This window comes from Collimonas arenae, from assembly GCF_000786695.1.
In the GTDB taxonomy this organism is placed as follows: domain Bacteria; phylum Pseudomonadota; class Gammaproteobacteria; order Burkholderiales; family Burkholderiaceae_D; genus Collimonas; species Collimonas arenae_A.
The window spans coordinates 5,256,515-5,274,464 of sequence record NZ_CP009962.1; the positions used below are offsets into that span (position 1 = coordinate 5,256,515).

General features: G+C 54.3%; 20 protein-coding genes and 1 pseudogene. 8 read left to right on the forward strand and 13 right to left on the reverse strand.

All coding sequences use genetic code 11. The features are described 5' to 3' along the window. Nucleotides 1-15: 15 nt before the first annotated feature. Nucleotides 16-309, reverse strand: a complete 294-nt coding sequence (locus LT85_RS26815) for a hypothetical protein (RefSeq protein WP_156117621.1) — start codon at nt 307-309, stop codon at nt 16-18. Between LT85_RS26815 and LT85_RS23245 the strand changes: the two genes are divergently transcribed. Further along, complete coding sequence (locus LT85_RS23245; RefSeq protein ID WP_052135414.1) at nt 303-1,394, forward strand: BMP family ABC transporter substrate-binding protein; 1,092 nt, start codon at nt 303-305, stop codon at nt 1,392-1,394. The two genes, LT85_RS26815 and LT85_RS23245, sit on opposite strands and share 7 nt — an antisense overlap. A 60-nt stretch (nt 1,395-1,454) precedes the next feature. Then, nucleotides 1,455-2,357, forward strand: coding sequence for a LysR family transcriptional regulator (locus LT85_RS23250; protein WP_038493750.1), 903 nt, complete (start codon nt 1,455-1,457; stop codon nt 2,355-2,357). Between the two features lie 16 nt (nt 2,358-2,373). Here the strand turns inward: LT85_RS23250 and LT85_RS26270 are convergent, their stop codons facing one another. Next, nucleotides 2,374-2,529, reverse strand: a complete 156-nt coding sequence (locus LT85_RS26270) for a DUF3096 domain-containing protein (protein WP_081992646.1) — start codon at nt 2,527-2,529, stop codon at nt 2,374-2,376. Nucleotides 2,530-2,667: 138 nt separating this feature from the next. Between LT85_RS26270 and LT85_RS23255 the strand changes: the two genes are divergently transcribed. Continuing rightward, complete coding sequence (locus LT85_RS23255) at nt 2,668-2,970, forward strand: 2Fe-2S iron-sulfur cluster-binding protein (RefSeq protein ID WP_038493753.1); 303 nt, start codon at nt 2,668-2,670, stop codon at nt 2,968-2,970. Between the two features lie 8 nt (nt 2,971-2,978). Here the strand turns inward: LT85_RS23255 and LT85_RS23260 are convergent, their stop codons facing one another. The 3 genes from LT85_RS23260 to LT85_RS23270 all read right to left on the reverse strand — a co-directional run bounded on the left by LT85_RS23260 (nt 2,979) and on the right by LT85_RS23270 (nt 4,841). Continuing rightward, the gene (locus LT85_RS23260; protein ID WP_038493756.1) at nt 2,979-3,383 is read right to left on the reverse strand and encodes a tautomerase family protein; all 405 of its coding nucleotides are present in this window, start codon (nt 3,381-3,383) and stop codon (nt 2,979-2,981) included. A 172-nt stretch (nt 3,384-3,555) separates the two neighbouring features. Continuing rightward, the gene (locus LT85_RS23265; RefSeq protein WP_038493759.1) at nt 3,556-4,188 is read right to left on the reverse strand and encodes a cysteine hydrolase family protein; all 633 of its coding nucleotides are present in this window, start codon (nt 4,186-4,188) and stop codon (nt 3,556-3,558) included. A 173-nt stretch (nt 4,189-4,361) separates the two neighbouring features. Beyond that, entirely contained in the window at nt 4,362-4,841 is a 480-nt protein-coding gene (locus LT85_RS23270; protein WP_038493761.1) for an Lrp/AsnC family transcriptional regulator, read from the reverse strand. 432 nt (nt 4,842-5,273) lie between these two features. Between LT85_RS23270 and rocD the strand changes: the two genes are divergently transcribed. From rocD to LT85_RS23295, 5 genes are all read left to right on the forward strand, one after another. Beyond that, nucleotides 5,274-6,515 carry an ornithine--oxo-acid transaminase gene (rocD, locus tag LT85_RS23275; protein WP_038493764.1) on the forward strand — a complete coding sequence of 414 codons (1,242 nt, stop codon included), beginning with the start codon at nt 5,274-5,276 and terminating at the stop codon, nt 6,513-6,515. Then, nucleotides 6,512-7,390: a dimethylarginine dimethylaminohydrolase family protein gene (locus tag LT85_RS23280; protein WP_038493766.1), complete on the forward strand. Its 879-nt coding sequence runs from the start codon at nt 6,512-6,514 to the stop codon at nt 7,388-7,390. The genes rocD and LT85_RS23280 overlap by 4 nt, the downstream gene beginning before the upstream one ends. A 120-nt stretch (nt 7,391-7,510) precedes the next feature. Then, nucleotides 7,511-11,281, forward strand: a complete 3,771-nt coding sequence (gene metH / locus LT85_RS23285; RefSeq protein WP_038493769.1) for a methionine synthase — start codon at nt 7,511-7,513, stop codon at nt 11,279-11,281. Nucleotides 11,282-11,430: 149 nt separating this feature from the next. Further along, nucleotides 11,431-12,330, forward strand: a complete 900-nt coding sequence (locus tag LT85_RS23290; RefSeq protein ID WP_038493772.1) for an SGNH/GDSL hydrolase family protein — start codon at nt 11,431-11,433, stop codon at nt 12,328-12,330. Between the two features lie 84 nt (nt 12,331-12,414). Beyond that, a complete protein-coding gene (locus LT85_RS23295) occupies nt 12,415-13,155 on the forward strand; it encodes a hypothetical protein (protein WP_038493775.1) in 741 nt (246 codons plus the stop codon). A 395-nt stretch (nt 13,156-13,550) separates the two neighbouring features. Here LT85_RS23295 and LT85_RS23300 read toward each other — a convergent pair whose 3' ends face one another. The 8 genes and pseudogenes from LT85_RS23300 to LT85_RS27640 form a co-directional block, all read right to left on the reverse strand. Next, entirely contained in the window at nt 13,551-14,144 is a 594-nt protein-coding gene (locus LT85_RS23300; RefSeq protein ID WP_156117622.1) for a hypothetical protein, read from the reverse strand. Between the two features lie 241 nt (nt 14,145-14,385). Next, nucleotides 14,386-14,793 (reverse strand): hypothetical protein, encoded by a 408-nt coding sequence (locus tag LT85_RS23305; protein ID WP_156117623.1) that lies wholly within the window; start codon nt 14,791-14,793, stop codon nt 14,386-14,388. A gap of 50 nt (nt 14,794-14,843) precedes the next feature. Beyond that, nucleotides 14,844-15,308, reverse strand: a complete 465-nt coding sequence (locus LT85_RS23310; protein WP_156117624.1) for a hypothetical protein — start codon at nt 15,306-15,308, stop codon at nt 14,844-14,846. Nucleotides 15,309-15,326: 18 nt separating this feature from the next. Then, on the reverse strand, nt 15,327-15,761 hold the full coding sequence (locus tag LT85_RS26820) for a hypothetical protein (RefSeq protein ID WP_156117625.1): 435 nt from the start codon (nt 15,759-15,761) through the stop codon (nt 15,327-15,329). Between the two features lie 50 nt (nt 15,762-15,811). Then, nucleotides 15,812-16,267, reverse strand: coding sequence for a hypothetical protein (locus tag LT85_RS23315; protein ID WP_038493788.1), 456 nt, complete (start codon nt 16,265-16,267; stop codon nt 15,812-15,814). Beyond that, entirely contained in the window at nt 16,264-16,911 is a 648-nt protein-coding gene (locus tag LT85_RS23320; RefSeq protein ID WP_038497286.1) for a M35 family metallo-endopeptidase, read from the reverse strand. The genes LT85_RS23315 and LT85_RS23320 overlap by 4 nt, the downstream gene beginning before the upstream one ends. 62 nt (nt 16,912-16,973) lie before the next feature. After that, nucleotides 16,974-17,249: a hypothetical protein gene (locus LT85_RS27265; protein WP_253273612.1), complete on the reverse strand. Its 276-nt coding sequence runs from the start codon at nt 17,247-17,249 to the stop codon at nt 16,974-16,976. Between the two features lie 45 nt (nt 17,250-17,294). Next, nucleotides 17,295-17,528: pseudogene (locus tag LT85_RS27640) on the reverse strand (PAAR domain-containing protein); the annotation flags it as partial. Between the last annotated feature and the right edge of the window lie 422 nt (nt 17,529-17,950).

The following is a 17,950-nucleotide window of genomic DNA, read 5'->3' on the forward strand; positions in this document are numbered from 1 at the left end:
CCCGAAATTCCTGAATCAGGTGAGATAGACGTAATTTGCTGCTGCGTTTTTTGTTGCGCCTGTGTTGCGCTTTTGTTGCGTTATTGCTGCGATCCTCAGTGTGATAACGGTATCACGCAGAAGCCGTAATAAAAAGTTAAATATGGTGCCGATGCCCTGCACCAGAGCGCCGGACATCAGTTTGGCGCAATACCTTGTATATCTTCCCCCAAATGGAGTGCATCCGCTTTGCCAGCAATATGTGAGCACACCGCGTGCCGGCATCAGATTCGGCACCGTATATAAAATAAAAGGAAGAGACAATGACACTGGCCCCTCGCACGCCGCACGCAAACTCACATCCCGCCATATCCAGAACGAAATGCCAACAATCGCGCAAAGCGACTAAATGGCACAGCCTGCTGCTGCCGATAGCACTGTTGCTGGGGGTTTTCCTGGACTGCACAGCCGCCAATGCCGGCGCTGCGGACCTCCCCAAGATCATTTATGTACGGCCGGTGCCAAACAATGACGATGTCCTGCTGCAGCAAGGCAGCAGCGGCGTCAACAACGCCGCCAAACTGTACAAGATGCAAGCCAGCACGCTGGAAAGCCAGGCTACCCGGGCTGGCCGCCTGCTGCAATTGGACAACGCAGTCAAGCAAGGCGCCAAGATTGTGGTGGTGATGGGAATCGAATTCAAGGACCTGCTCGACAGCGTGGCGCGTCAGGCGCCGCAAACCCGTTTCCTGATTCTTGAGCACTGCATCGACAATGCCGCCAACAATATCACTTGCATCACCTTCCGTGAACCCGAAGCCAGTTACCTGGCCGGCATGCAGGCGGCACTGACCTCGAGCACCGGCAAGATCGGCCTGATCGGCGCCAGCGATACCGCTTTGCGCCAGAAAAACAGTCAGGCCTTCACCAATGGCGCACGGGCAGCCAAAGCCACCATTTCGATACACGAACCACTGTGGGTGGAAGGCCCACAACCCTTCAACGATCCGCCACGTGCCGAAGCGTTGACCAAAACCATGCTCGGCGATGGCGTCGACGTCATCTGGGCCGCCGCCGCCGGCAGCAATTCCGGCGTATTCAAGGCGCTCACGCCGCAATCCCACGCCAAAGCCATCGGCAGCGGCGTCAATCAATGCATGCAGGCGCCGGGTAAAGTGCTCGATAATGTCGAAGTGCATGCGGATAGCGCGATTATCCTTGCGGTCGGCTTGCTGACCAACGGCTCGACGGCGCAGCGTTTTGATTTCGGCCTGAAAGAAGGGGCCGTGGCGTTGACCGCACTGGGTCTGGATGCCGCCTATTCGGAATGCGACATCCTGCGCCAGCGGCCGGTATTGCAAAAGCTGCGCGAGGCCAGCAATGCGATCATCAGCGGCAAACTCAAGATAGATTAAATAGCGGCGGCCGGTCGATTCTGATAGCGTTGTGCTTTTATTTATCCTGGAGCATGGTGCATGGATCAACTGGCTGCGATGCGCGCTTTCCGGCGCGTAGTGGAGAGCGGCAGCTTTACTGCTGCCGCTGCTGAACTGAACCAGTCGCACACCATCGTTTCACGCCAGGTGCGGCAACTGGAGCTGGAACTGGGTGCGCAACTTCTGAACCGCACCACCCGCCGCTTTGCTCTGACCGAAGCCGGCCAGGAATATTACGAGCGTAGCCGTCACATACTTGATCAGATAGACGATGCTGCCCAAGCGGTGTCGGCACATCAGACACGGCCGTCCGGCACCTTGCGGATAAACGCGCCGATGGCGTTCGGCACGCTGGAACTGGCGCAGTGGCTGCCACAGTTCATCATCGCCAATCCGCAGTTGAAGGTTGATCTGGTATGCAATGACCGCCTGGTCGATGTCATTGAAGAAGGCTTCGACGTGGCCTTGCGCCTGACCCGCGGCTTGCCCGACTCGACCCTGGTTGCCAAGCGCCTGGCGACTTGTGAAATACTCCTGGCGGCTGCGCCGGCCTATCTGGAACGACAAGGCGTTCCGCAGCAGCCTGCCGATCTGGTCCGGCACAATTGCCTGACTTATACGCTTGCGCTAAAGCCCAGCGAATTCCAGTTTTATGCAGCCGATGGCCGCGAACATGCAGTAACTGTGCGCGGCAATTTGCAAGCCAACACCGGGATCGCCTTGCGCTCGGCAGCGCTGGCCGGGCTAGGCATCGCCGCCACCAGTTCCTTCATCGTGCATGAAGATTTGCGGCGCGGCGATCTGCTGCAGGTACTGCCCGGCTTCACGCTGAAACCGCGCGACCTGTACGCAATCTATCCGCAAAACCGCCACCTGTCGCCGAAAGTACGGGCTTTTGTCGATTTCGCGGTAGCTTGGTATGCCACCCCGCGCTGGGATTAAAGTAACCCGGCCATCCTCAATGTAGTCGGAAATGGCCGACGCCGAACAAACCGATCAGGCCGACTGCGATGAGGTAGAAGGCGACGATATAGTTCAGGAGCTTCGGCGTGACCAGGATCAGGATGCCTGCAATCAGGGAAACGATAGGGACCAGCGAAAAATGAATATTCATGGGCAATCTGTTGGATGGAAAATGAATGGCGCAATGCGCCTTGCGATAGCGGCCAACGGTTCTGGCCGATCAGCGATTCTACAAGATCGCCGCCATCACACGGAGAGATTTACATATGGAAATATAGAGGAATGAAGCATGCCGGTTGAAGACAGATTCATCGTCCGGATCGAACCAAGCGGATGGCATTTTGAAACGTCTGGCGCTACCCCGGTCATGGAGGCTGCGCGGCAGTCCGATATCAACTTGCCGAGCTCTTGCAGAAACGGCACATGCCGAACCTGCATGTGCCGCCTTCTCCACGGAGAAATACGCTACCAGATCGAATGGCCGGGCCTGAGCAGCGACGAAAAGAAAGACGGCTACATCCTGCCCTGCATCGCCTACCCGCAATCAGACCTGGTCATCGAAGAAACGCGCGCCACGCGCCTGATCAAGTAGGCCACGCATCAAGCTTGCAGGCGCGCCGCTACAGCCCTATGCTGCTGCGTCAAGCCACCGAAACCATAAGCGGCGGCTCGCACATCGTTGACGTGGACGTAGCTTTCGTGGTGCAACTCGCCCAGCAAGGCGCCGATCTCCCTGAAGACAGCATCGATATAGCGCGCCTTTTCATCGGCGGTATTGGTTTCGTCTGTAATGCGGATATCCAGGAAGAAGCTGGTTTTCCGTTGCGCCGCCAATGACGGGCCGCCGACAAACCAGTGCGTCGGATCGACATGCGAAATCGCAATCGAGGTCAGCTCAGGTTTCTTGTGCAAAATCTCCGCAGTCAGACGCGACAAGGTGCCGGCGACTTTGGCGGAAACCGCCGTGTCTGGGGGAGTGGATAACAATACGGTAAGTATGGGCATGATGGGCTTTCAATATAAATAGGACTTACGCTAAATTCCGCCAGCGGCGTTACACCTTCTAGCCGTACCTTCGTACTAACTTCGTCGGCATGCTTTGCTGACGACATTTTGCGTAAGTCCTGATGATGTAAATAAAGAAGCAACGGTTACTGCAACGAAGATGAATCAGTTTCTAGCTGACCAGCTCCAGGATCTCGCTGGTGCTGCGAATTTCAGCAATGGCGTCCGACATCCCGGTCAATACGGCGCGGTGCAGGTCCTTATGACCTACCACACCGCCGTCCCAGGTGCGGATGTCGCGCGTGGCGCTGGCGTCGCTGCTGATAATGACCTTATAGCCGTTGGCAACGCCGTCAAAGGAGGTCGCCGCCACGCAATTATTGGTCATCAGACCTGTCACGATCAGGGTCTTGATGCCGCGCGCCTGCAGTTGCGAATGCAGATCGGTGCTGGCAAAAGAACTGGCGAAAGTTTTGCGGACGATCGCATGGTGCGGAGCAACCTGCATATCGGGATGAAATTCAGACATCACCGTGTTCTTGGTAAACAAAGGCCGCTCAACGGCATTCCATTGCTGGACATGAAACACCGGCATGCCATGCTTATCGGCCAGCGCTATCAGGCGATTGGCGTTGCGCACCACGGCCAGACCATCAGGAATGGGCAACTTGCCGCTGAAATATTCATTTTGAATATCAATCACCAACAAAGCCGTCGTTTTCGGATCAAGGCTGGTGCTGGCAGTCGCGCCGACGAGAGTGCGGATGGTTGGATTGCCGGTCAGGTTGTTGGTCGAGGCATTCATGTGATCTCCTGTTGGTGAGTTGGAGTACACAGATTAAGCCCGCGAACAACGTAAGAACAGCAGGTAGAAGACACATGATTTGTGCAGAAATAGCACAAATCATGATGAAACGAAGTTGGTATATTAATAAGCCACGCTAAACCAACTTGATTTGAAAGCGCGCTGGTATTGCCCTAATCAGCCAATGGCAGTGGACTGGACGGCTTGATTTCCTCCAGACAAACCATCGAACGCACCCCGGCCACTCCAGGAACCTGCATTAAGCGATCTGTCAAAAAAGCCGACAGCGACTTCAAGTCGCTGGCCGCAACCTTGAGCAAATAGTCGAAATCCCCCGAAATCGTGTAGCACTCCAATATCTCGGGAAACAGGCGGATGGCCTTTTCCAGCTTGCGCACTTGCTTGAACTGCTCGCGTGCGATGTTCAGATTAACGAAGGCCACCACGCCCAGGCCAATGGCCGCCGGCTCCACTTGCGCCGCATAGCCGCGGATGATGCCGTCCTTTTCCAAACGCTGGACCCGCCGGTAGCACTGCGGCGGCGATAAATTGACTTGTTCGGATAGTTCCACATTGGACGCGCGGCCATTCGCCTGGAGCGTACGCAACAGGATACGGTCGTAGCGGTCGAGTTTTTCTACCTTATCTTCCATCTTTATCTCCACTTATGCACGATTCGTGCGCATTACGGCCAATTCACGCTTCATTATGCACAAATATTTCCATCGCTTGTGATTATCATGTAGGCAGATGCGACACACTGCATTTAAACCTATAAATACAGCATTTTGCAGCCACCTCTAAGCGTCTTGGCCGGCTTTCGCCAGCGGACAAAATATCATTGGCTTATCCGCCCTTGATCACGCTAGGTTCTTAGAGGCTGTTGCAAAATTAAGCTGGCTAGGCGCGCCGACGAAGACAGTACGAGTAGTACGGCTAGGAGGGTGTAGCGGGGGTTTCAGACGACATTGTCGTCTGCCTGCGGAACGACCCGGGCTTACAAGCCCGGGCGCGCCCTGCAAGGGCAACAACGCCAGATTAATTTTGCAACAGCCTCTTAGAAGTGGCCTCACCAGGAGCAGACCATGAAAAACCATGCAATAACTCTCGAAGACCGATACTGCGCGCACAACTATGAACCGCTGCCGGTAGTGCTCAGCAGCGGCAAGGGTATCTGGCTGTGGGACCAGGATGGCAAACGCTACATGGACATGATGTCGGCCTATTCCGCCGTCAGCTTCGGCCATAGCCACCCTACCCTGGTCGGCGCATTGACCAAGCAGGCTGCCCAGCTGGCGATCGTTTCCCGGGCGTTTTACAGTGATCAGCTCGGACCATTCCTGCAATTGCTGTGCGAAATGACCGGCATGCCTAAAGCCTTGCCGATGAACAGCGGCGCGGAAGCGGTTGAAACCGCAATCAAGGCGGCTCGCAAATGGGGCCACAAGGTCAAGGGCATTGCTGAAAACAGCGCCGAAATCATCGTTTGCCACGGTAATTTTTCCGGCCGCACCACGACCATTGTGGGCTTCTCGTCGGAAGCGCAATACCGCGACGGCTTCGGACCGTTTTCAGGTGGTTTCAACAGCGTGCCGTTCGGCGATGCGGCCGCCATGGAAACCGCGATTACGCCGCGCACTGCAGCTTTCCTGCTGGAACCGATCCAAGGCGAAGCCGGCATCATCGTGCCACCCGACGGCTATCTGGCGAAATGCCGCGAAATTTGCGACCGCCATAATGTCTTGCTGATTTGCGACGAAGTCCAGACCGGCCTCGGCCGCACCGGCCGCCTGCTGGCCAGCGACCATGACGGCATCAAGCCGGACGGCCTGATCCTGGGCAAGGCGCTCGGCGGCGGCTTGCTGCCGGTATCGGCATTTTTAGCCAGGGAAGATCTGATGGCCGTGTTTACGCCCGGCGACCATGGCAGCACCTTCGGCGGCAATCCGCTGTCGGCAGCTGTCGGCCATGCCGCATTGCGCCTGCTGCGCGAAGAGAAGCTCGCCGATAACGCACAACGCATGGGCGAACGCCTGCTGAGCGGCCTGCGCGCTATCCAGCATCCTGCGATCCGCCAGATCCGCGGCAAAGGCCTGTTGATCGGCATGGACCTCGATCCGAGCTTTATCTCCGCCCGCGAATTCTGCGAACGGCTGATGAGCCAAGGCATCTTGTCGAAAGACACGCATGACACCGTGGTCCGCTTTGCGCCGCCGCTGATCATCAGCGCCAACGACATCGACGCCGCGCTGGAAGCCATCAGGCATACATTTTCGACCTTAACTGATACACCCGCAACTCACCTGACCGAAAGGAGCTACGCATGACCAACCAACTGCTGGACCATACCGCAGAAGACACATTCTTGATGTGCGCTCCGGACCATTTTGAAGTGTCTTATGTCATTAATCCGTGGATGGCTGGCAATATTGCGCATGGCAACCGTAGTGTCGCCATGCAGCAGTGGCTAGCATTGGTGGAAGCCATGGGCAAGGTAGCAACAATCAAGATGATGCCAGCCATGCCGGGTGTCCCTGATCTGGTCTTTACCGCGAATGCCGGCGTAGTGCTGGGCAATAAAGTAGTGTTGTCGCGCTTCCGCCACGTTGAACGGCAAGCCGAAGAAGTCTATTTCGACGCAGCATTTACCGCCCACGGTTTTGAAGTACTGACCCTACCGCCGGAACTGCCTTTTGAAGGCGCCGGCGATGCGCTGATGGACCGTAGCGAAAACCTGTTGTGGTTCGGTCACGGCCACCGTTCGGATATCGCCTGTGCGACGCGTTTGTCGGAACTGCTGGACATCGAAGTGCAGCCGTTGAAACTGGTCGACGCCCGCTTCTATCATCTGGATACCTGCTTCTGTCCATTGGCTGGCGGCTATGTGATGTATTTCCCCGAAGCATTCGATGCGGATTCACAAGCGCACATCGCGGCCCGCGTTCCAGCAGACAAGCGCATTATCGTCAGCAGCGAAGATGCCTTGCATTTTGCTTGCAATACCGTCAATTCCGGCCGCCATATCTTCCTGAACCAGGCGTCGGATGCGCTGGTCACGCAGTTGCAGGCAAACGGCTTTGTTGTCCATCAGACAGCATTGACCGAGTTCCTCAAGGCTGGCGGCGCAGCAAAATGCCTGACTTTGAAACTCAATGAACCACATCAAGGCGCTACGCAGGTAGCGCGCCAGGAAGCTGCCTAATCAGCTATCTGGAATACGCAAGCCATTGATTTAACGTATAATTTCTGGCATTGCCCTTGCAAATAACCCGGCGCCACAGGCGACCGGGTTTTTTGCGTTCTTACTGACCAGAGTACGCTAATGACGCCTTCCGCAATAAACTCGACTGCTTCGATCAATCCCACCGAAACCCGTTTGCGCGAGTTGCTGGCGCAACGCATCCTGATCCTGGACGGTGCGATGGGCACAATGATCCAGCAATACAAGCTGACGGAAGAGGATTATCGCGGCGGCCCCAATGGCCGCTTCATCGCATTCACCGGTCCGGGCCGGGAGCTGTTCGTCAAGGGCAATAACGAATTGTTATCGCTCACGCAGCCGCACATCATCAGCGCCATCCACGAAGAATATCTGGCGGCCGGCGCCGATCTGATCGAGAGCAATACCTTCGGCGCCACTACGGTAGCCCAGGACGATTACCATATGGCGCATCTGGCCTATGAGATGAATGTGGCTTCGGCGCGGCTGGCGCGCGCCGCGTGCGATAAATATTCGACGCCGGACAAACCACGCTACGTCGCCGGCGCACTCGGCCCGACGCCGAAAACCGCTTCGATTTCACCTGATGTGAATGACCCCGCCGCGCGTAACGTCACTTTCGACCAACTGGTCGCCTCGTATCTGGAACAAACCCGCGGCCTGGTCGAAGGCGGCGCCGACGTGCTGCTGGTCGAAACCATTTTCGACACCTTGAATTGCAAGGCGGCCTTGTTCGCCATCGATACCTTCTTCGAAGAGTCGGGACTGCGTTTGCCGATCATGATTTCCGGCACCGTGACCGATGCATCGGGACGCATCTTGTCCGGACAAACCGTGCCGGCGTTCTGGAATTCGATCCGTCATGCCAAGCCGCTGACAGTCGGACTCAACTGCGCGCTGGGTGCGGCTCTGATGCGCCCGTACGCCGAAGAGTTGTCCAAGATCGCCGACACCTTCGTCTGCATTTACCCGAACGCCGGCCTGCCCAATCCGATGAGCGATACCGGCTTCGACGAAACCCCGGATGTCACCTCCTCGCTGCTGAAAGATTTCGCCGAAAGCGGTTTCGTCAACATCGCCGGCGGCTGCTGCGGCACCACGCCACCGCACATCAAGGCGATTGCAGATACTGTCGCCAAGATCCAGCCGCGCACCGTGCCGGAAACCACGCACGAAATGCGCCTGTCAGGACTGGAGCCGTTCACCATCGACGACAACTCGCTGTTCGTCAACGTCGGCGAACGCACCAACGTCACCGGTTCCAAGGCGTTTGCACGGCTGATCCTCAACGAGCAATACGACGAAGCGCTGGCGGTCGCACGTCAGCAGGTTGAAAACGGCGCGCAAGTGATCGACATCAACATGGACGAAGCCATGCTGGATTCGATCGCGGCGATGCAGCGCTTCCTCAACCTGATCGCTTCCGAACCGGATATCGCCCGCGTACCGATCATGATCGACTCGTCCAAATGGACGGTAATCGAAGCCGGTCTCAAATGCGTACAGGGCAAGGCGGTGGTCAATTCGATCTCGATGAAAGAAGGCGAGCCGGAATTCCTGCGCCAAGCCAAGCTGTGCCGCCGCTACGGCGCGGCGGTGATCGTCATGGCCTTCGATGAAAAAGGCCAGGCCGACACCTTTGAGCGCAAGATCGAAATCTGCGAGCGCGCCTATCGCTTGCTGGTGGACCAGATCGGCTTCCCGCCGGAAGACATCATTTTCGATCCGAACATTTTTGCGATCGCCACCGGCATCGAAGAGCACAACAATTACGCGGTCGATTTCATCAACGCCACCCGCTGGATCCGCGAGAACCTGCCGCATGCCAAAATCAGCGGCGGCGTCTCCAACGTCAGTTTCAGCTTCCGTGGCAACGATCCGGCGCGCGAGGCAATCCATACTGTGTTCCTGTATCACGCGATCAAAGCCGGCATGACCATGGGCATCGTCAACGCCGGCATGATGGGCGTGTACGACAACCTGTCGGCGGAACTGCGCGAGCGGGTTGAAGACGTAGTGCTGAACCGGCGCGAGGATGCAACTGAACGCATGATCGAAATCGCCTCGACCCTGAAGGCCGGCGACAAGAAGGAAGAAGCGACGCTGGAATGGCGCAGCGGCACGGTGCAGCAGCGGCTGGCACACGCGCTGGTGCAAGGCATCACGCAGTGGATCGTGGAAGACACCGAAGAAGCGCGGCAAGAATTGCTGCACAACGGCGGTCGGCCTATCCATGTGATCGAAGGCCCGCTGATGGATGGCATGAACATCGTCGGCGACCTCTTCGGCCAGGGCAAGATGTTCCTGCCGCAGGTAGTCAAGTCGGCGCGCGTCATGAAGCAAGCGGTAGCGCATCTGATTCCGTTCATCGAAGAAGAAAAGCGCCTGCACGAAGAACTCACCGGCATCGCCGCCAAACCCAAGGGCAAGATCGTGATCGCCACGGTCAAGGGCGACGTCCACGACATCGGCAAGAACATCGTCTCGGTGGTCCTGCAATGTAATAACTTCGAAGTGGTGAACATGGGCGTGATGGTGCCGTGTTCGGAAATCCTGGCCATGGCCAAGGCCGAGAACGCCGACATCATCGGCCTCAGCGGCTTGATCACGCCCTCGCTGGAAGAAATGGCGCACGTCGCCAAGGAAATGCAGCGCGATCCGTATTTCCGCAGCGTCAAGATGCCGCTGCTGATCGGCGGAGCCACCACCAGCCGCGCCCATACCGCCGTCAAGATCGCGCCGAACTATGAAGGCCCGGTGGTCTACGTGCCGGATGCATCGCGCTCGGTATCGGTGGCGCAATCCCTGTTGACACCGGAACAGCGCGATCAATATATAGAAGAAATCGCCGTCGACTACGAACGCATCCGCGAGCAGCACGCCAACAAAAAGGCAGTACCGCTACTGTCACTAGCCGCCGCGCGCGAAAACCGCATGCGCCTGCAGTTTGCGCCGGTCAAGCCGAAGTTCATCGGCCGCCGTGTATTCAAGAACGTCGATCTCGGCACCCTGGCGCGCTACATCGACTGGGGTCCGTTTTTCCAGACCTGGGATCTGGCCGGTCCGTATCCCGCCATCCTCAAGGATGAAATAGTTGGCGAGGCAGCCAGCAAGGTATTCGAAGAAGGCCAGGCGCTGCTGAAGAAACTGATCGACGGCCGTTGGCTGACCGCCAACGGCGTCATCGCCCTGATGCCAGCCAATACAGTCAACGATGACGACATCGAAATCTATACCGATGAGACGCGCAGCAAGGTGGCGTTCACCTATTACGGCATGCGCCAGCAAACCGTCAAGCCGGTGATCGACGGCGTCGCCCGGCCGAACCAGTGCCTGTCCGATTTCATCGCACCGAAATCTTCCGGCATCGCCGACTACATCGGCTTGTTTGCTGTCACTAGCGGCATCGGCATCGAGAAGCACGAAAAGCGCTTTGAAGATGCACACGACGATTACTCATCGATCATGCTGAAGTCGCTGGCTGACCGCCTGGCGGAAGCGTTTGCCGAATATATGCATGAACGGGTGCGCAAGGATTTGTGGGGCTATGTGCCGAACGAAGAATTATCCAATGAAGCCTTGATCAAGGAAAGCTATAGCGGCATCCGTCCTGCCCCTGGCTATCCGGCCTGTCCGGAACATACGGTCAAGGCCGACATGTTCAAGCTGCTGCAATGCGATGAAATCGGCATGCAGGTGACTGAATCGTTCGCCATGTTCCCGGGCGCTGCCGTATCCGGGTTCTACTTCGCGCATCCAGAATCGAAGTATTTCGTCGTCGGCAAGATCGGCGATGATCAGGTCAACGACATGGCGGCGCGGCGCGACGTCAGCAAGGAAGACATTGAGCGTTGGCTGGCGCCGAATCTATAAAAATAAAGGCAAGATAGAAAGGAAAAGGAGCGTCAGACGACGCTCCTTTTTTTTATCTGCTAAGCTGAAGTTGCGTAGAAATTGAAGAACTCAATGCGCTGGACGCGGTCCAATAGTTCAATATTCCTTTTGCAAATAAGGAGCTTGGCATGCGTCAAAGCCTAGTGTTAAAGCAGCAGTTGCAGGAGTCTATCGAATCTGAAATCGCCCAGCGCGCGCAACAGCATCGCGCCAAAATGGACATCCTGCGCAATCGCGACATCCATCTCAAAGCCAATGGTGGCGCAGTTCCACCCAAACCGCTGCTGCTTCTGGCACATGGCGATTCCTGGTTCGATTACCCCCTCAACGGCAATACGCTGGCGCCGCACACCACGGATATTATCGCTCAACTGGAGAACATGGGCACGGTCCGTCCGGTGATCCTGAACCTGGCGCATTACGGCGACTCCAGCTCCGACGCAATGGCGTTGCCCAAGCAGCAGCGCCTGATTGCCTATCTGCAGGATGCGACCAACTGGGTCAACGGCAAGCCTGACGCCATTTTGTTTTCCGGCGGCGGCAACGATATCGCCGGCGACAAATTCTGCATTTTCCTGGACGACGCCAGCACCGGCATCAGCAACGGCCTCGATCCGCTGCGCTTTCCCAAGCTGCTGCAAATGGTCGAAGCCTCTTATCTCGACCTGTTTGCATTCCGTGACAAATACGCACCGGGCGTGCCGATTTTCAGCCATTGCTACGATTTCGCTATCCCCAGCGGCGTCCATCCGGTGTGCGCCGGACCATGGCTGTTGCCGTCGCTGACCTACAGCGGCTGGACCACCGCCCAAGGCACCGCGATTGTGCACCAGGCGCTGGCAGCCTTGGCGACAACCCTGCGCGCGCTAGCGGCAGTCCCGGCCAACAATTTCATCCTGGTCGAGACACAGGGTGCGCTGGCCACGGCAGACTGGGCCAATGAACTGCATCCCTATCCGGCCGGCTTCAAGAAAATCGCCGCCCGTTTTGTGAGTGCGCTGGGACAAAGGTTTCCCGGGCATATTTAATCACACACTCCATTTGCCATCGCGACCGTCGGCTAGCGAAGGTAACCCTGACAGCCGACCACATTCTTTAGGAATACGCTCTCTATGTCTTCACTACGCTTTGGTAAGCACCCGCCGAAACATGATTACCGCACGCTACGCCTGAAGAATTACCTCGGCGCCGCACTGGCAGCGCCGCCTGCCGCCTACGATGTGCTAGCCAACGTTTATCAGAAACTAGGCGTATCCGACCCGGCCCAACTGTTTCCCATGGACGGCAACGATACGCTGGGCGACTGCACGATTGCCGCGCTTGCCCATGCAATCACGACCTATAACGGCCTGATCGGCACACAGAAGATTCCCACCAAGCAGGCAGTGGTGAAACTGTACATGCATCTGACCGGCGGAGTGGACTCGGGACTGAGCGAACTCGACGTACTGAATTACTGGCGCAAGACTGCCGTCTCCGGCGAAAAAATATTCGCTTATACCAGCATCGATGTAAAAAACCATACCCATATCCAGCAAGCGATTCAACTGTTCGGCGGCGTCTATCTGGGCTTCCAGGTGCAGGAAAACTGCCAGCAGGAATTCAATGCGCACCAGCCCTGGACCCCGGGCAAGCTCACCAACGACGGCCATGCGGTCTATGCAGTGGCGTATGACGCAACCGGCGTCACGGTACTGACCTGGGGCAGTACGCAAAAAGCCACTTGGGACTGGTGGGATGCCTGTGTCGACGAGGCTTACGCCATCTTGCCGGCAGAGGCCAGCAACGCCGACTTTGCGCCCAGTTTCGATTTTGCGCAATTGCAGGCTGATCTGGCGAATGTCGCAAACTGATTTACGCTACGACACAGCATATTTTTATGCTGACAAGTACGAAGTGCACTCTAGTGCGTGCTGACGTGAGGCGCACTAGAGGCCGTGCAGCGAAAACTATGTAATCATCTGTCAAACACGGTCAAGTTTGCTATCTGCATTTTCGACGCTGCGGCCGAAGTATGAGAGCAGGAGATAAGCATGTATTAAGAGGCTGTTGCAAACACACCTGGCGTTGTTGCCCTTGCAGGGCGCGCCCGGGCTTGCAAGCACGGCCCGTTCCGCAGGCAGACGACAGTGTCGTCTGAAACCCCTGCTACACCCTCCTGACAGTATTACTCGTACTGTCTTCGTCGGCGCGCCTAGCCAGCTGTGTTTGCAACAGCCTCTAAGTATTGTCGTGACCCCTTCTGTCTCTAGTGAAATGAGGTCTTGCTCTGACGTTCTTCTGGAGGCCCCATTCTCCACTGCATGGTATCTGGAAGAAAGACGCCCCAATCGGTGTCATCAGACTCACTTCTAGTGAAGGAAACTTGACTCATGGCCTCCTTCGCAATTGCGCTTATCGTGCTGCTATCCAGGGCATTGAGGTCGTCAAGCTGTTCTGCATAGTTCGTCGCACCAATGATTTTCCACTGATCACGTATAAAATCTAATACCCATCCGTTAAAACTGAATGTCGTGCGTGGAGAACCCTTGGGAAGGGTGAAAGGTATCGGCGCATATATCATTCGGGGAGTCCCTTTTGGCGCGATTATTTCACCCCTCAGCGTTGCGGATAGTCCGAATGCCAGGTTGCATTCAAGTGTTCCATTGCAATCCATGACGTGCTGAAAAAGATCAAATTTATTCAGTGAAATGCGCTTCCAATTATCTGTTTCCGTTGGATCATCCCTGTCTATTTTACTGTTACGACGAAGCCTGAAGATTTCAGCATCGACAGGAGAAAGAAATAGCAGAGGGCCAGAGCGACTGTCGCCTCCAACCCAGGTTGGCTCGGTCCAGGTCACCCCGTCGCTGTACCTGATCGTACGCACGACAAGAGACAGGCCAGAGTCAGAAATGTAATCCGTTCCGTGATTTTTCCTCATAGAAAAGTAACAATACAAAATTGAATTAATACACCGGCAAAGCAAGATGCTCTATTGCGAGCTATATCGACGGTGCTTATGCATAGGCTTTCCATTACCTTCGCTTTTCGCCTCGAATTCCCACCCCCAAACCATTCGTCATCAGGGAGATCGGCACTCATCAGCATGTGAGCGCCCTCATACAAGGCGGTGGAATTGCTACTACAGCAGTATTTGCTTCTTTTTGAGTTAAACGACGTGCAGCATTTGGAACGTTGAAGTCTTCGATGGCCGCGTCGTAGATCTTGAATCCCAATGTGTTCATTAGCAATGCTATTGCGTCGAGGCGTTTCTCAGCGATACGTAATGGCACATCAAGCCGACTATCTGTTTTCAAATATATCCCCAAATGAAGAAGGCCTCTCAGTCGTAAAATTTCTATTTTCCAATCGACCAGCGCCCGTATCTCTTCCACTGAAATCCGATCAGAATTTCTCTCGAAATGAATTTCGTGGGTCACGATGGCAGAAGATGTAGTGGTTGTTGAAGTGGCCGCACTAGCCAAAGTCACTGAGACTAGGAGCGCCATGCAGCAAATATTCTGCTTCGTAAATATTTTCACTTTTATCCTGGTCAACTTTACTTGTTGAGTTCCGACGGCTTCGGTCTAGGAATCGGTTGTAATTCACAATCATGCGCCTTTGTGCAAGGTGGTTGAATGACCACTACAGCAGAATTCAGTCGATTTATCAGCTCTTGATATTTAATCTTGTTGTGCCGTTCTTCAACGGAGACTTCTACACGAATTCCCAAATTACTCATAAGCTGAACCACGGCATCGGCCCTTTTTTTAACGAGAACATCCGTGACCCGCATTGGCACATTTTTAATTAAAAAAACATCATATTCACCACCAGAAAACACCTTCTGTTTTTCAACCTGCCAATCAATGAAAGACCGAATCTCTTCTGCTGAAATATGCGCAGAATTTGGCTGGAAATGAATTTCATGCCTCAGTCCTGCAAAGGACGTTGCCGTAGACGAAGTCATTGACGCTAGAAATAGCGCCATGCAGGGAAAAATCTGCCTAGTGAACATGTTCACTGTTTGTCCGGATCAAAGCTACTTGTTCAGTTCCTGCGGCTTTGATGCAGAAATAGGGACTGGCAAGCATGACCTAGTTCTTATGCAAGGCGGCTGGACCGTGACGAAAACTGTGCTTGCCTCTTCTTGAGATAATTTCCGTCCAATGTATGGAGCGTTTAGATTTTCGATACCTGTATCTTTAATCTGAATTCCTAGCGTATTCATTAACAACACTATCGCATCACGACGACGCTCTGCTAGTTTCAAATCTATTTGAAGACGATCATCTCTGTAGGCAAACACGCCATAATCGACACCTCCGAACTGTACAGTTTTTATTTCCCACTCCACCAATGAGCGGATTTCTTCACTTGAGATTTGATTTGAATTTTTACTAAAATGTACCTGGTGCTCTAGTCCTGCAAAGGACGTTGCCGTAGACGGAGCCATTGACGATAGAAATAGCGCCATGCAGGAAAAAAATGCCGAGTGAACATGCTTACCGATTATCCGCATCAACGCTACTTGTTCAGTTCTGACTGCTTCGGCCCACGAATCGGTTGTGGCCCACAATCATGGCTCTCGGTGCATGGCGGCTGAAATATTATTGACGCTGCATTTGTTTGCTTTTTTGACAGACCTAACTCTCGACGTTTTGATTGTTGGTCCACAATGACAACTTTAGTAATTTTGACTCCAAGCGTGTTCATTAATGACACTATCGCCTCACGACGCTTTTCAACGAGATTTGAGTCTATTCGATATTGGTTATCCTTATACAAAAAGACCACATAATCAATGCCGCCCATTTCGACAGACTTTATTTTCCAATCGACCAACGAGCGTATTTCCTCGCGCCCGATTTGGCTCGAATCATCATCGAACTGGATCTCGTGCTCTAACCCGCTAATCGACATTGCGGCGGCTGACGACACCAAGATGAACATAGTAATAAAACAGATGATTCGTTTCATCATTTACCTCTGCGAGCAAAAACTACGTAACCAGCAATATTATCGGCGTTTCCAACACAGAGCTTGTCACCATCAAGCGCTCGGTCCTGAGAAAGCTTTGTTGAGTACCATGAATCGATTGAATTCATAGTGTCGTTAAAGTGAGAAACCTCATGCACAAGCGTAAGAAGTTTGGAATCACCATTGAATGGCTCCGCCGTATCAAAATTCTTTTTATCGTCGGGCATCTCACAGAAATTCAAGCCAATGGCAATCGTATGTGTTGCAACGTCTGGGATACAAACAGCCGCGGTTGTATTTCTATCTGTTTTACTGCCGTCGCAGTTGAGATGCGCCAATGCAGTCTCCGATAGGCGCACGAAATTAGATGGGGCGAGACCGGACAATACTCTATTAATTTCTGGCAACCCTCTCAGCAACGTAGAACGCACCTCGTCACTGTCGGAGCCAAACCACTGCACTACTGCATCGATGTCGCTTGCGCTCCACCGACCTAACTGTTCAATTCGCACCGTCGTGCGCTCTACCGCAATGTCCCGCAATTGCATAACCTTTTTGGCAAACTCTGCGTTTGTCATATTTGGACATATCGTCTCTGGATAAACAATGATTTCCTTTATGGAAGTGTCCGATGTTAGCGTAGTCATTGCGGATCCTACAAACCGAAGTTTCGTACCGTCTGGTCCAATGTGTATTTGCTTAGTCATGGCTATCCTGAAACGTAAAAGTTGATTTTTTCTGATGCGGCGATAGAGGAAAGTAGGTGGGTATGTCCTGCACCTGTTGTCTTTCCATATTCAACAGAACCAGAAGCACGTTCAATTGCATAAACTTTGTAGGCGACTGGTTGGCCACCTGCACTTTTGAGAATGAATTTGTCGTTGAACGTACTGTCGGCGATGGCGGTATTTTTTTCTTCTTTATATCCAACCCATGTACCAAACCCCTGAGCGATAACTTCCTCAGTCGTCATGGTTTCGCTCATGTCCGTCCTGGAATTGATAAGCCAGGGTTGTTCGGGACATTTGCAAAGGCATCTATCCCTGTCGAGCGCTGGCTCCCTCCCCATGACTCGCATTGGCCGCCTTGGACCTATCGGGATAATAGGACCGGTCGAGTTGCATTTACTGCAGATTACGGTGTCGCCGATCATCACGAGAGGCCGCCCCATGTTCGTCATCGTATTTTGGGAGGCTATGGCTACACCCCCGGCGCTTGTCTTGTCGCCATCTAGAATAAAAAAACGTCGCACAAACAGCTCCACCAGCGATATCAATAAAATAACTATAGATTTAAACTTGAATAAAAGATAATAAAAATCACTGCAACATAAGTTGTTTGGGTGTTTTTAAGCATTCCCTTAGGTTGGATACGCACTCTTGCAATTAGTCGTGGTATCCAGAGCAGTTAGATATGACGAGGCTTTTATACCGTGGGGCATAGCCATCCCCGCCGCCTAGCCTGTCCGCGAAATGAGGGGTAGCAACTCAAATTTCTGAATTACAGGAGCCGAGAGCCAAGTCTTTCCATGCATGCACCTGATCGGTAGCGTCTATCTCAGATTTCAGGTGCCGGACAACTGCATGCAGGAATTCAACGCACACCAGCCTTGAACGCCGGGCAGGCTGACCAACTACGGCCACGTGGTATTTGCTGTGGTCTACGACCCGACCGAGGTAGACCGGT

Excerpts from the sequence above, each read along its gene's own strand:
- LT85_RS23245 (WP_052135414.1), top strand. The coding sequence starts at position 303 with ATGACACTGGCCCCTCGCACGCCGCACGCAAACTCACATCCCGCCATA.
- LT85_RS23250 (WP_038493750.1), top strand. The coding sequence starts at position 1,455 with ATGGATCAACTGGCTGCGATGCGCGCTTTCCGGCGCGTAGTGGAGAGC.
- LT85_RS26270 (WP_081992646.1), bottom strand. The coding sequence starts at position 2,529 with ATGAATATTCATTTTTCGCTGGTCCCTATCGTTTCCCTGATTGCAGGC.
- LT85_RS23255 (WP_038493753.1), top strand. The coding sequence starts at position 2,668 with ATGCCGGTTGAAGACAGATTCATCGTCCGGATCGAACCAAGCGGATGG.
- LT85_RS23260 (WP_038493756.1), bottom strand. The coding sequence starts at position 3,383 with ATGCCCATACTTACCGTATTGTTATCCACTCCCCCAGACACGGCGGTT.
- LT85_RS23265 (WP_038493759.1), bottom strand. The coding sequence starts at position 4,188 with ATGAATGCCTCGACCAACAACCTGACCGGCAATCCAACCATCCGCACT.
- LT85_RS23270 (WP_038493761.1), bottom strand. The coding sequence starts at position 4,841 with ATGGAAGATAAGGTAGAAAAACTCGACCGCTACGACCGTATCCTGTTG.
- rocD (WP_038493764.1), top strand. The coding sequence starts at position 5,274 with ATGAAAAACCATGCAATAACTCTCGAAGACCGATACTGCGCGCACAAC.
- LT85_RS23280 (WP_038493766.1), top strand. The coding sequence starts at position 6,512 with ATGACCAACCAACTGCTGGACCATACCGCAGAAGACACATTCTTGATG.
- metH (WP_038493769.1), top strand. The coding sequence starts at position 7,511 with ATGACGCCTTCCGCAATAAACTCGACTGCTTCGATCAATCCCACCGAA.
- LT85_RS23290 (WP_038493772.1), top strand. The coding sequence starts at position 11,431 with ATGCGTCAAAGCCTAGTGTTAAAGCAGCAGTTGCAGGAGTCTATCGAA.
- LT85_RS23295 (WP_038493775.1), top strand. The coding sequence starts at position 12,415 with ATGTCTTCACTACGCTTTGGTAAGCACCCGCCGAAACATGATTACCGC.
- LT85_RS23305 (WP_156117623.1), bottom strand. The coding sequence starts at position 14,793 with ATGGCGCTCCTAGTCTCAGTGACTTTGGCTAGTGCGGCCACTTCAACA.
- LT85_RS26820 (WP_156117625.1), bottom strand. The coding sequence starts at position 15,761 with ATGGCGCTATTTCTATCGTCAATGGCTCCGTCTACGGCAACGTCCTTT.
- LT85_RS23315 (WP_038493788.1), bottom strand. The coding sequence starts at position 16,267 with ATGATGAAACGAATCATCTGTTTTATTACTATGTTCATCTTGGTGTCG.
- LT85_RS23320 (WP_038497286.1), bottom strand. The coding sequence starts at position 16,911 with ATGACTACGCTAACATCGGACACTTCCATAAAGGAAATCATTGTTTAT.
- LT85_RS27265 (WP_253273612.1), bottom strand. The coding sequence starts at position 17,249 with ATGAGCGAAACCATGACGACTGAGGAAGTTATCGCTCAGGGGTTTGGT.